General features: G+C 72.0%; 11 protein-coding genes and 1 other RNA gene. 3 read left to right on the top strand and 9 right to left on the bottom strand.

Annotation, left to right across the window (positions count from 1 at the left end; genetic code table 11):
• Positions 1-235 precede the first annotated feature (235 nt).
• From ACZ6K0_RS42265 to ACZ6K0_RS42245, 5 genes are all read right to left on the bottom strand, one after another.
• Positions 236-2,578 carry a HelD family protein gene (locus ACZ6K0_RS42265; RefSeq protein ID WP_376405322.1) on the bottom strand — a complete coding sequence of 781 codons (2,343 nt, stop codon included), beginning with the start codon at positions 2,576-2,578 and terminating at the stop codon, positions 236-238.
• 63 nt (positions 2,579-2,641) lie between these two features.
• Complete coding sequence (locus ACZ6K0_RS42260) at positions 2,642-3,205, bottom strand: GNAT family N-acetyltransferase (protein ID WP_376405320.1); 564 nt, start codon at positions 3,203-3,205, stop codon at positions 2,642-2,644.
• Between the two features lie 33 nt (positions 3,206-3,238).
• Positions 3,239-4,378 carry a uroporphyrinogen-III synthase gene (locus ACZ6K0_RS42255; protein ID WP_376405318.1) on the bottom strand — a complete coding sequence of 380 codons (1,140 nt, stop codon included), beginning with the start codon at positions 4,376-4,378 and terminating at the stop codon, positions 3,239-3,241.
• 84 nt (positions 4,379-4,462) lie between these two features.
• A complete protein-coding gene (locus ACZ6K0_RS42250; RefSeq protein WP_469236086.1) occupies positions 4,463-5,866 on the bottom strand; it encodes a nitrate/nitrite transporter in 1,404 nt (467 codons plus the stop codon).
• 283 nt (positions 5,867-6,149) lie between these two features.
• A complete protein-coding gene (locus tag ACZ6K0_RS42245) occupies positions 6,150-7,148 on the bottom strand; it encodes a LysR family transcriptional regulator (RefSeq protein ID WP_469236085.1) in 999 nt (332 codons plus the stop codon).
• Positions 7,149-7,231: 83 nt separating this feature from the next.
• Here ACZ6K0_RS42245 and ACZ6K0_RS42240 point away from each other — a divergent pair, with 83 nt between their 5' ends.
• From ACZ6K0_RS42240 to ACZ6K0_RS42230, 3 genes are all read left to right on the top strand, one after another.
• Positions 7,232-8,536, top strand: a complete 1,305-nt coding sequence (locus ACZ6K0_RS42240) for an MFS transporter (protein ID WP_469236084.1) — start codon at positions 7,232-7,234, stop codon at positions 8,534-8,536.
• A gap of 66 nt (positions 8,537-8,602) precedes the next feature.
• Positions 8,603-8,878 (top strand): type II toxin-antitoxin system Phd/YefM family antitoxin, encoded by a 276-nt coding sequence (locus ACZ6K0_RS42235; protein ID WP_400148679.1) that lies wholly within the window; start codon positions 8,603-8,605, stop codon positions 8,876-8,878.
• Positions 8,875-9,132, top strand: coding sequence for a Txe/YoeB family addiction module toxin (locus ACZ6K0_RS42230; RefSeq protein ID WP_376405308.1), 258 nt, complete (start codon positions 8,875-8,877; stop codon positions 9,130-9,132). The genes ACZ6K0_RS42235 and ACZ6K0_RS42230 overlap by 4 nt, the downstream gene beginning before the upstream one ends.
• 128 nt (positions 9,133-9,260) lie before the next feature.
• Here the strand turns inward: ACZ6K0_RS42230 and ssrA are convergent.
• The 4 genes from ssrA to ftsX all read right to left on the bottom strand — a co-directional run bounded on the left by ssrA (position 9,261) and on the right by ftsX (position 12,480).
• Positions 9,261-9,653: a transfer-messenger RNA gene (gene ssrA / locus ACZ6K0_RS42225) on the bottom strand.
• Positions 9,654-9,753: 100 nt separating this feature from the next.
• Entirely contained in the window at positions 9,754-10,293 is a 540-nt protein-coding gene (gene smpB, locus ACZ6K0_RS42220; RefSeq protein WP_260605744.1) for an SsrA-binding protein SmpB, read from the bottom strand.
• 18 nt (positions 10,294-10,311) lie between these two features.
• The gene (locus ACZ6K0_RS42215; protein ID WP_469236083.1) at positions 10,312-11,484 is read right to left on the bottom strand and encodes a S41 family peptidase; all 1,173 of its coding nucleotides are present in this window, start codon (positions 11,482-11,484) and stop codon (positions 10,312-10,314) included.
• Positions 11,485-11,562: 78 nt separating this feature from the next.
• Entirely contained in the window at positions 11,563-12,480 is a 918-nt protein-coding gene (gene ftsX / locus ACZ6K0_RS42210; RefSeq protein WP_376405304.1) for a permease-like cell division protein FtsX, read from the bottom strand.
• Positions 12,481-12,497: the final 17 nt, after the last annotated feature.

The following is a 12,497-nucleotide window of genomic DNA, read 5'->3' as shown; positions in this document are numbered from 1 at the left end:
ACCGGAGGTGACAGGGGCCTCAACTTTGTGCGTATGTCTAAGTGGCACCGACCCGCCATGCTCGCCTCGCGGCAAGTGGTCCCTCAAAGGGACGAAGGTTGGGCCCGGGGGCTTGGATCGAGCCGGTGCCACGACAAGGCTAACAAACCACTCTGGATAGTGATTCCGGCGCCACAGGTTGACTGGAAATCGGCCCCCGACGGGCGCGGGAGCCCCATCCCCTGCGGCCCCGGGCTCAGTCCCGCAGCAGGTCCGGCACCCCCGCCTCGTCCGGCATGTCTCCCGCCCCCGCGACCACCGTGAGCTGCTGCGTCGCCCGCGTCAGCGCCACGTACAGCACCCGCAGACCGGCCGGGGACTCGTCCGCGATCTCCGCGGGCGAGACGACCACCGTCGCGTCGTACTCCAGGCCCTTCGCCTCCAGGGAGCCGAGCGCCACCACCCGGTCGCCCAGCTCCGCGAGCCAGCGGGCGGCCTCCGCGCGCCGGTTCATGGCGACGACGACACCGACCGTGCCCTCGACCCGCTCCAGGAGCAGGGCCGCTTCGGACCGTACGGTTTCGGCCAGATCGGCCTTCCCCGCGGTCTCCCGTACCGGGACGAAACGGGGCTCGACGCCCGTCGAGCGGACCGCGCGCGGCGACTCCTTGCCCGGCATGGCGAGGGCGAGCACCTTCGCGGCCAGCTCGGCGATCTCCGCCGGGTTCCGGTAGTTCACGGTCAGCTCGAAGCGGCGCCGCGGCCGGCTGCCGAGGGCCTCGTCGCGCGCCTCGGCGGCCTCGTCCGGGTCCGACCAGGAGGACTGCGCCGGGTCGCCGACGACCGTCCAGGTGGCGTGCCGGCCGCGCCGCCCGACCATCCGCCACTGCATGGGCGTGAGGTCCTGTGCCTCGTCGACGATGACGTGCGCGTACTCGGTGCGCTCCGCGGCGAGCCGCTCGGCCCGCTCGTACTGCGTCTCCTCGCGTACGGGCATGAGCTCTTCCAGGCCCGAGAGCTGGTCCAGCGGGTCGTACTCCCGCTTCTTGCGGGGCCGGGCCGGGGCGCCGACCAGGGTGTGCAGCTCGTCGAGGAGCGCCACGTCGTGGACGGACAGCTCCCGGCGGCGCAGCGAGCGGGCGAGCCGCCGCACCTCGCCCGGGTTGAGGATCCGGCGGGCCCAGCGGCCGAGCCGCCGCTCGTCGGCCATCGCGTCGAGCACCCCGCGCGGGGTGAGCTCGGGCCACCAGGCGTCGAGGAAGCCGAGGAAGGAGTCCTCCGTCGACACGTCCTCGTCGAAGGAGGAGCGCAGCTCGGCAGCGAGCTCGGGGTCGCTGTGCCGGCCGACCGCGCCGGACTTGGAGTAGAGCGCGTCGAGGAGCAGCCGGCGGGCGCGCGGGCGCAGCAGGTTGACGGGGGCGGTGCCGCCGAGGACGTTGTGGCGGATGCGCCGGAGGTCGTCGGCCTCCAGCTCGATCCGCCGGCCGAAGGCGACGACCCGGAGCCGGTTGGGCGTCCCGGTGGGCGCGGCGGCCTCGTCGTCGTCGCCCAGGGCGAGCTGTGCCCGGGGCGCCGGGGTCTCCAGGGCGCCGCGGGCCGCCTTGCGCAGCACGTGGAGCATGCGGGAGGAGCCCTTGATCCGGGCGACGGCCGGTTCGTCGTAGGCGGTGGCCTCGGCGCCGTCGACCAGCGAGCCGACGGCGCGGATCGCGACCTGGCCCTCCTCGCCGAGCGAGGGCAGGACGCCCTCGGTGTACGAGACGAGGAGCGGGGTCGGCGAGACGATGAGGATGCCGCCCGCGTACCGCCGCCGGTCCTGGTAGAGCAGGTAGGCCGCCCGGTGCAGGGCGACGGCGGTCTTGCCGGTGCCGGGGCCGCCCTCCACGTACGTGACGGACGCGGCGGGCGCGCGGATGACGAGGTCCTGCTCCGCCTGGATGGAGGAGACGATGTCCCGCATGGTGTGGCTGCGGGCCTGGCCGAGGGCGGCCATCAGGGCGCCGTCGCCGATCACGGGCAGCTCGCGCCCGTCCAGGGCGGCCCGCAGCTCGGGGCGCATGAGGTCGTCCTCGACGCCGAGGACCCTGCGGCCCTTGGAGCGGATGACGCGGCGGCGCACGACCCGGCCGGGGTCGACGGGCGTCGACCGGTAGAACGGCGCGGCGGCGGGCGCGCGCCAGTCGATGACGAGCGGGGCGTAGTCGGAGTCGAGGACGCCGATCCGCCCGATGTGGAGGGTCTCGCCGATGTCGGCCGTGTTGTCCGGGCGTACGGCGTCCTCGGCGGGCTCGACGGAGGTGTACGCGCCGTCGGGGCCCTTCTTGCCGTCCTTGCCGTACAGCAGGTCGATCCGGCCGAAGAGGAAGTCCTCGAACTCGTTGTTGAGCCTGTTGAGGTGGATGCCGGCGCGGAACACCTGGGCGTCGCGCTCGGCGAGGGCGCCGGGCGTACCGACCTGCCCCCGCTGGGCGGCGTCGTTCATCAGGAACTCCGCTTCGTGGATCTTCTCCTCCAGCCGGCGGTAGACCTGATCCAGATGTTCCTGCTCGACACCGATCTCACGGTCTCTGACCGTGTCCACGGCTTCCTGCGCGGCCACCTAAGGCCCCCTTCTGACGTGCACTGGGCAGCCGTCGAGCGTACGCCACCGGAAGGCACCGTGTCAGGCGCGATCACCGTTCACCGGGAGGGATCCCGGAAAGCCGGGCGGCGGGTCGTCGTGCAGGAGTCGCTGGAAGAGGTGGTGGTCGCGCCATTCCCCGGCGATGTGGAGGTAGCGGGGCGCGGTGCCGATCCGGGTGAACCCGCTCTTGGCCAGGACCCGTTGGGAGACGGTGTGGTCGAGGACGGTGCACGCCTCGACCCGGTGCAGGCCGAGCTCCTCGCGGGCGGCCCGGCAGGCCTCCTCGACGAGCGCGGTGGCCACGCCGCGCCCGGTGTGTTCCCGGTCGACCCAGTAGCCGAGGGAGCCGCTGCGGAAGGGCCCGAGGGCGATCCCGGAGAGGATCGCGGCACCGACCACGGTGTCACCCTCGACGGCGAACCACCGCACCCCGCCGTCCGCGAGCCGCTCGGCCTGCGCCTCCGGGGTGTAGTACCGCTCGGGGCGGTAGGGCTCCCAGGGCCGCATGTGCTCCCGGTTCCGCAGCAGGGCGGCGGCGAGCGCGACCGCTTCCGCGGGGTCGTCGGGTTCGGCGGGGCGGATGCGGAGTCCTTCGGCGATCATCCCCGTACCGTAACGCCCGCCTCCCGAAGGGCCCTACGGCGTGTCGTACTTGTCGTCCGCGGCCGGGTCGAGGGCCAGCCGGTAGCCGCGCTTGACGACGGTCTGGATCAGTTTCGGGGTGCCGAGCGCCGTCCGGAGGCGGGCCATGGCCGTCTCCACCGCGTGCTCGTCGCGCCCCGCGCCGGGCAGCGCGCGCAGCAGGTCGGCCCGGGAGACCACCCAGCCGGGACGGCGGGCGAGCAGCCCCAGGAGGGCCATCCCGGCGGGCGGGACCGGGCGCAGGTCGCCGTCGACGAGGACCGCGTGCCCGCGGACCTCCATCCGGTGGCCGGCGACCGGCAGGACCCGGGAGCGGGCCGGGAGCTCCTTGCAGAGCAGCTGGACGAGCGGGCCGAGCCGGAACCGCTCGGGCTGGTACGTGTCGATGCCCTCCGCCTGGAGCGGGAGCGCCGTCACGGGGCCCACGCACACCGCGAGGACCCCGTGCCGGAGCGCGGCGACGAGTTCGTCCCGTACGCCCTTCTCCGCCGCCCGGGAGAGCAGCGAGGCGGCGGCCGGGGCACTGGTGAAGGTGACGGCGTCCAGGCCGCCCGAGAGGGTCGCGTCGAGGAGCCGGTCCAGGGGGCCGATGTCCTCCGGGGGCATCCAGCGGTAGACGGGGACGACGACGACCTCGGCGCCGCCGGCCGTGAGGGCCTCCACGAAGCCGGGCAGCGGCTCCCCGTGCAGCTGGAGGGCGATGCGCCGGCCGGCCACGCCCTCGGCGAGGAGCCGGTCGAGGACCTCGGCCATGGACTCCGAGGAGGGCGACCAGGACTCGGTGAGTCCGGCGGCCCGTACGGCTCCCTTGACCTTCGGGCCCCGGGCGAGGAGCTCGACGTCCCGCAGCACGGCGAGGAGCTCCTCGCCGTGCCCCCAGCCGTCGGCGGCCTCGACCCAGCCCCGGAAGCCGATCGCCGTGGTGGCGACGACGACGTCCGGGGCGTGGGCGACGAGTTCCTTGGTCGCGGCCAGGAGTTCGGTGTCGTCCGCGAGGGGCACGATCCGCAGGGCGGGGCCGTGGACGACGGCCGCGCCGCGCCGGCGCAGCAGCGCGATGAGTTCGTCCGCGCGCCGCGCCGCGGTGACACCGACCGTGAAGCCGGCGAGGGGGCCGTGTTCTTGCTCGTCCATGGGGCCAGAGCCTGACGGGGGTGCGTGACGGACTCGGTTCGCCCGTATTTCCTGGTCGTTACGGTCCGCGCCGGGCACCGTGGATCACACCTTCGCGTATCCGGGCCGGGTCCGCTCGTCCACGGCCGCTCCCGTGCCCCCCGCCGTGGTCCCTTCCTCAGCCGCCTCCGCGGCACCTTCCGCGGTCTCGGGCACGGCCGTCGGCCGCCGAAGGTATACCGCCCAGGTGACGACGGTGCAGGCCGCGTAGAAGGCGAGGAAGGCGACGAAGGCCCCGGTGCCGGTGCCGGCGGTCTGGAAGGACTGGCGGAAGGCGAGGTTGATGCCGAGCCCGCCGAGCGCGCCGACGGCCCCGATGAGGCCCATGGAGGCCCCGGAGAGCCGCCGCCCGTAGGCCTCGGCGGCCTCTCCGGAGAGGCCCTTGCGGTGCCCCTGGGCGAGGAAGATCGCCGGGATCATCTTGTACGTCGAGCCGTTGCCGAGGCCGCTGAGGACGAAGAGGCCGATGAAGCCGACGAGGAAGACGGCGAGCGACTCGACGACGGAGGCGTAGATCACCACGCCGGTCGCGGCGGCCATCGCCACGAACGTCCCCAGGGTGATGCGGGCGCCGCCGTGCCGGTCGGCGAGGGAGCCGCCGATCGGCCGGATGAGGGAGCCGAGGAGCGGGCCGACGAAGGTGAGCGAGGCGGCCTGGAGCGGGGTGCGTCCGAACTGGGTCTGGAGCACCAGCCCGAAGGCGAAGCTGTAGCCGATGAACGAACCGAAGGTGCCGACGTAGAGGAAGGCCATGATCCAGGTGTGGCGGGCCTGCACGGCCTCCTTGGCGGCGCCGGTGTCGTTCCTGACGGGCGCGAGGTTGTCCATGAAGAGCGCGGCGCACACGGCGGCCACGACGATCAGGGGCAGGTAGACGCCGAGCACGATCCTCGGGTGCATGGCCCCGGCGGTGCCGATGACGAGCAGGCCGACGAGCTGCACGACGGGGACGCCGATGTTGCCGCCGCCCGCGTTGAGCCCGAGCGCCCAGCCCTTCTTGCGGAGCGGGAAGAAGGCGTTGATGTTGGTCATGGAGGAGGCGAAGTTGCCGCCGCCGACGCCGGTGAGCGCGGCCACCAGGACGAACGTCGTGTACGAGGTGCCCGGCTCCATCACCGCGAAGGCGAAACCGGCGGGCAGCAGGAGCAGCAGGGCGCTGAAGACGGTCCAGTTGCGGCCGCCGAAACGGGCGACGGCGAAGGTGTACGGAATCCGGATCAGCGCGCCGACGAAGGTCGCGGTCGCGATCAGGAAGAACTTGCCGGCCGGGTCGACGCCGTACTGCGGCCCCATGAAGAGCACCATGACCGACCACAGGCTCCAGACCGAGAAGCCGATGTGCTCGGAGAGCACGGAGAAGAGCAGATTCCGCCGCGCGATCCGCTCCCCCTCCTCACGCCAGAAGGTCTCGTCCTCCGGTTCCCACCGTTCGATCCACCGGCCGCCCATGTCGCACCTCCGCCGTGTCGGGTCCTGGGGCGTCCACAGCCCCGGTCCTCCGATCGCAGACGCTAGGGAGGCCGCGTTTCGGCCCGGTGCCGCGCGAGGTGACGGCGCGGGAACCTTGCTCTCACCCGGCGCGCGACGACGCTGTGAGCGCTCCCCTCCTTCTTTCGGGCTCGGTTCACCTCCGGGACGCCACAGCCGGGCTCACCTCCCCGACCGTGCTCGCCCCCTCCTCCGTCGAGGGCTCCGCGCGCTCGGGGAGGTTCCCCCGGCGCGTCCCTTCGGCTCACTCGCCGGTCCCGGGGGTGGCGGGTTGTCCGGGTATCCCCGGCTCCCCCTCCGGCAGCCAGGAGTCCGCCGGGCGGTCCAGCCAGCCCTCGTGGGCGGCGATCTCCGCAGCGGCGGTGCGCACGACGTCCAGGCCCCGGTGGCGCAGCCCCTTGCGCCACACCAGGCTCACGGGTGACAGGGGTACGGGGTCGACGAGCGGCCGGAGCACGCAGCCCGGCATCGGCGGGAAGTCGACGACGGCGAGGACCGGGTTGCGGTGCTTGGCCATGATCCGGCGGAACTCCTCGGGGCCGATCGCGAGCGGCGCGGGCGCGGCGACCTCGATCCCGCGTCCGGCGAAGAGCCGGCCGGCGAGGTCGGTCCACTCGGGCGTGCGGTCGTTGCCGGCGCCCGCGTAGATCCGCTCCCCGGCGAGCCGGTCGAGCGGGACCTCGGGGAGGGCGGCGAGCTCGTGGTCCTCGGGGAGGATCACGGCCATCCGCTCGTACCGCACGAACTGGCTGTCCAGCCGCGCCCGGAGCCCCGCGGCCAGCCCTCCGTACCGGCCGAAGGAGGTGTCGAGCCGCCCGGCGAGGATCTCCCGCGCGGCGCCGGTGAGGCCGCTCTCGTAGCGGGCCATCAGCTCCTGTTCGGGGGCGAGTTCGCGGGCCCGGCGCAGGATGCGCTCATGGGCGAGGCCGGGGGTGTTGAGGTCGACGAGCAGCGGCCGGGGCGCGGCGCGGAAGGCGTCGCCGAGCTCGTCGTGGGCGGTCAACACCCGCCGTGCGTACGGGAGGAGCCGTTCGCCGTCGGGGGTGAGGGTGACCTGCCGGGTGGTCCGTACGAAGAGCTCGGCGCCCAACTCCCGTTCCAGGCGCCGGATGTCACGGCTCAGGGCCTGCTGGGCGACGTACAGGCGGGCGGCGGCCCGGGTGAAGTGCAGCTCCTCGGCGACGGCGGTGAAGGCGCGCAGGAGGCGGGGGTCGATGTCGTGCGAGGGGCCCGAGAAGGTCACCGCCGCATTTAACAACACAGGTGCGTGAATGGCCACCGATCAGGTGTTGGACCGGCGGGGGCCGCGCCCGCGAACCTTGATCCATGCCGCAACCGGACCTCACCCTCACCCCGGCGGGCCCGGCCCTCGCCCCCCGCTACACCGAACCCCGACCCGCCACCCCCGACACCACGACATCCCGCACCACAGCACCCCGCACCCTCCGCTCCCACACCCCCGACTCCCCCACCCCCCGCAACCCCTACCTCCGCCTCTTCGCCCTCCCCGGCACCCGCGCCTTCACCGCCGGGAACCTCATCGCGCGACTGCCCAGCGGCATGTTCGGCGTGAGCGCCGTGATCATGATCGCGGGCCGCTACGACTCCTACGCCCTGGCCGGTTCGGTCACCGCCACCGGCCTGACCGCCGGCGCCCTGGCCGCCCCCTGGATCGCCCGGCTCGTCGACCGGTACGGCCAGGCGCGCGTCGCCGTCCCGGCCACGGCGTACGCGGTCCTGGGCCACCTCATCCTGCTGCTCTGCGTCCACGGCAAGGCCCCCGCCTGGACGCTCTTCCTCGTCGCCGCCGCCACCGCCACCGCCCCGAACACGGGCGGCATGTCCCGGGCCCGCTGGGCCCACCTCCTCCGGGACGACCCGGACGCCCTGCACACCGCCAACGCCTTCGAGCAGGCCGCCGACGAGCTCTGCTTCATGCTCGGCCCGGTGCTCGCCGCGCTCCTCTGCTCGGCGCTCTTCCCGGAGGCGGGCACCCTCGCGGCCGCGGTCCTCTTCCTCTCCGGCGTGCTGCTCTTCGCCGCACAGCGCTCCACCGAACCCCCGATCGCGCCCCGCACCGCCACCGGCTCCCCTCTCCGCACCCCCGGCATGGTGCCGCTGCTCGCGGTCTTCCTCGCCACCGGGGCGATCTTCGGCTCCATGGAGGTCGTGACCCTGGCGTACGTGGACGGCCCCGTCGCCGGCCCGGTCCTCGCCCTCCAGGCCGCCGGCTCCTGCGCCGCGGGCCTCCTCTACGGCCGCGCCCGCCGCACCGCCCGCCTCCGCACCTGCCTGGCCGCGATGACCGTCCTGATGGCGATGCCGCTGCTGGCCGCCACGACCGGCTCCCTCCTCGCCCTCGCGGGCGGCCTGCTCGTGGCGGGCATGGCGACGGCCCCGACGATGGTCACGGGCATGGGCCTGGTCCAGCGCCTGACGCCCGCGTCCCGGCTCAACGAGGGCATGACCCTCGCGGTGACCGCCCTCCTCGCCGGCATCGCGGCAGGCTCCGCCACCGGCGGCTGGTCCGCCGACCACGCCCCCTTCCCCGCCTTCGGCTTCCTCGTCCCGATCGCGGCGGCAGCCCTGGCACTGGCCCTGGCACTGTGCGCGAGGCCCTCGACTCACTGAACTCGTACGACTTTCCGGTACCAATCACGTACCATAAAGTCGTACAGGACAGAGAGGAGTGGACCCATGTCCATAAGCGCCAGCGAAGCCAGGGCGACACTGTTCCCCCTGATCGAGCGCGTCAACACCGACCACGCCCCGGTGCGCATCACCTCCAAGAGCGGCGACGCCGTCCTCATGTCGGCCGACGACTACGACTCCTGGCAGGAGACCGTCTACTTGCTCCGCTCCCCCGCCAACGCCCAGCGCCTCATGGAGGCCGTGGCCCGCGATCGCGCGAGCGCACCCACGGCCGCCAAGACGATGGACGAGCTGAGGGAGCTGGCCGGGGGCGAGGAGTGAGGAGCATCCACTTCGACCCCGCCGCGTGGGAGGACTTTCTGTTCTGGCTCGCTTCGGACCGGAAGATGGCCCGCCGGATCACCCGCCTGATCGGCGAGATCCAGCGCGACCCCTTCAGCGGGATCGGCAAGCCCGAGCCGCTGAAGGGCGACCTGTCGTGCTACGGGTCCCGCCGGATCGACGACGAGCACCGGCTCGTCTACCGGGCGGACGACAAGGAAGTGAAGATCCTCAAGGCCCGCTACCACTACTGACCGGCCGACAGGACGGGCACGGTCGCCGATCCGCGGGCTTGGCATGACAAAGGCCCGACAGTCCGAAGACTGCCGGGCCTCTGCCCACATGGGATGAGGTGTCCGAGGGGCCATGCCACTCGGACGCTCGGTGGAGATGGCGGGAATCGAACCCGCGTCCAACGGTACGGAAACAGAGCTTCTCCGTGCGCAGTCCGCTACGAGTTTCTCAGCCCCGGAGATCACGCGGACAAGTCTCCGACGGGCTCAGTCACTGTTTGATTTCCCTCTCACCCCCGTGACCGGGGTGAGAGGTTTAGATCCCTAAATGACGCCAGGATCCGGGTCGGGACCATCCCCGGGCTGACGCTCCTCACAGAGGCTTCTTGTCGTTACCTAAAATTAGGCAGCGAGGGCGAAGCGGGAGTTATCGCTCTTGGAGTTGGCGATTATTGGTTGCGACATATGGTTTACGAGATCATTGCCGCTTCCTCGACACGCTTCCTCTGCATCGGTATCCGCTGTCGAAACCGATCATCCCCATGTTTATTTTTCAAAGCGCGCACCTGTTGCGAGGTGTGCAAGGCCCATCGTACGTGACCGACAGGCGCCGTCGCCAGCGTATTACCCGCCGACCCGCCGCTAGGCGATCTTGGCCGCCCGCTCCCTGCGCTTGGCCGCCGCGATGGCCCGGTTGGTCTCGCGGGTGTCCTGCTGCTCGCGCAGGGTCTGACGCTTGTCGAACTCCTTCTTGCCCTTGGCGAGCGCGATCTCGACCTTGACCCGGCCGTTCAGGAAGTACAGCGCGAGGGGCACGATCGTGTGACCCGTCTCCTGCGACTTCGACTCGAGCTTGTCGATCTCCTCGCGGTGCAGGAGCAGCTTGCGCTTCCGCTTCGCCGAGTGGTTGGTCCAGCTGCCCTGCATGTACTCGGGCACATGGATGTTGTGCAGCCACGCCTCGTGGTTGTCGATCTGCACGAAGCCGTCGACCAGCGAGGCGCGGCCCATCCGCAGCGACTTCACCTCGGTGCCCATGAGGACCACACCGCACTCGTACGTGTCGACGATGTGGTAGTCGTGGCGCGCCTTCTTGTTCTGCGCGATGATCTTGCGCTCCGGCGCCTTGTCCTGGTTCTTCTTCGCAGGCTTGCCCTGCACGTTCACGAGTCCCTTTGCCATAGTGCGGTCATTTTCGCACTACGAGCCCCCTCCGAGGCCACTCAATACCGTACGAGCTCGTTCCTCGGCCCTCTCCGCCGCCGTCAGGTCGGGGATGATGCCCCGCCCGTCGACCGCGTGCCCGGCGGGCGTGCGGTAGTGGCCGACGGTCAGCTCGGCGACGGAACCGTCCGGCAGCGTGCTCGGCATCTGCACCGATCCCTTGCCGAAGGTCCGCGAGCCGACCGTGACCGCCCGGCCCCGGTCCTGGAGGGCGCCGGTGAGGAGCTCGGCCGCGCTCATCGTGCCGCCGTCGATCAGCGCCACCAGGGGCCGGCCGGTGTCGCCGCCCCCGTCCGCGTACACGGCCCGCTGCTCGCCCTCGACGTCGTACGTGGCGACGAGGCCGCCGTCGAGGAAGGCGGAGGCGGCGACGGCGGCCTCCGCGACCAGGCCGCCCGCGTTGCCCCGCAGGTCCAGGAGGACTCCGGCGCCGGCCGGGGCGTCCCGTACCGCGTCCCGCACGCGCGAGCCCGCGCCCTTGGTGAAGGCGGCCACCTTGATCAGGACGGCCCCGTCGTCGAGGCGGCGGACGGTGACGGGGTCCGTCGCGACCCGGGCCCGGCGCAGGGTCTTCGTCCAGGCGGCGCGGCCGCGCTCGACCCGGACGGCGACGGTCGATCCGGAGACGCCGTCGCCGCGCAGCAGGGAGACGACCTCGGAGACGGAGAGCGCGCCGACCGGGCGTCCGTCGACGGAGACGAGCCGGTCGCCGGCCCGGAGCCCGGCCCGCTCGGCGGGGCCGCCGGCCTGGACCCGGGTCACCTTCACCCCGCCGCCGTCGGCGGCCCGCCCCGCGGAGAGCCCGACCCCCGTGTAGGCGCCGTCGAGGGCCTGCTCGAAGTCGGCGTACTCCTTCTTGTCGTACACCGCGCCCCAGCGGTCGCCACTGCGGCTGACGAACTCCTCTGCGGCCTGCTTGCCCGACTTCCCGTCGGCCATGGCCGCGGCGGCGGCCCGGTTGAGCGCGGCGCGGTCCACCGTGTCCGTACGGGCGGCGTCCGACGACTCCGCGCCCGCGCCGCCCTGCCGGGGCAGGGACCCGGTGGCGGCGGCGGTGGCGAGGACACCGGTGAAGACCAACGTCAGAACGGCCCCACGGAGCACTCCGCGGGGCCGGATACAGAATCGGTGATCGGTGCCGGCCGGCATGGCGCCCACTCTAGGACAAGGGAATGGCGCCGCACGGGCTTTGCCCGTACGACGCCGTTCGCCGTCAGTGGTGTCTTCTCACACCTTCAGGTACTTGCGCAGCGCGATGAACGCGGCAATGGCCGGCATGAGCAGACCGATGGCGAGGACCAGCGGCAGCTTGGCCAGGACGGCGTCCCAGCCGATGAAGTTGACCAGCTGCATCTTCTCGGCGAGCGCGATGCCGTGGTCGATGAGGAAGTACCGGCCGACGAGCAGGAGCACACAGGCGACGGTGCCGCCGAGGAGTCCGGCGAAGGCGGCCTCCATGATGAACGGCATCTGGATGTAGAAGCTGGACGCGCCGACGAGCCGCATGATGCCCGTCTCGCGGCGGCGGCTGAAGGCCGAGACGCGGACGGTGTTGACGATCAGCATCAGCGCGATGACCAGCATCAGGCCCATGACACCGAGGGCGGCGATGTTCATGCCGTTCATCAGGTCGAAGAGGTTCTGCAGGATGTTCCGCTGGTCCTGGACCGACTCGACGCCGTCCCGGCCGGCGACGGCCGTGGCGACCACCTTGTACTTCTCCGGGTCCTTGAGCTTGACCCGGAGCGACTCCTGCATCTGGTCCGGCGTGATGACGGACGCGATGGCGGTGTCGCCGTACTGCTGCTTGTAGTGGTTGAACGCCTCGCCGGCGGTCTCGTGGTGGACGGTCTCCACGATGTCCATCTTCTTCAGATCGGCCTCGATCTGTTCCCTCTGCTGCTTCGTGGCCGCGCCCTTGGCGCACTTGGGCGCGGTGGTCGCGTCCGTCTTGTTGCAGAGGAAGATGGAGACGTTGACCTTGTCGTACCAGTAGTCCTTCATCGTGCTGACCTGCTCGCGCATGAGCAGCGCGCCGCCGAAGAGGGCGAGCGAGAGGGCCACGGAGACGATGACGGCGAAGGTCATCGTCAGGTTGCGCCGGAGGCCGACGCCGATCTCGGAGAGCACGAACTGAGCGCGCATGGTGACTGCTTTCCCCT

This window comes from Streptomyces sp. NPDC042346 (assembly GCF_055581845.1).
The sequence above is the reverse complement of the archived record's forward strand: the minus strand, read 5'-3'. Positions and strand labels throughout refer to the sequence as shown.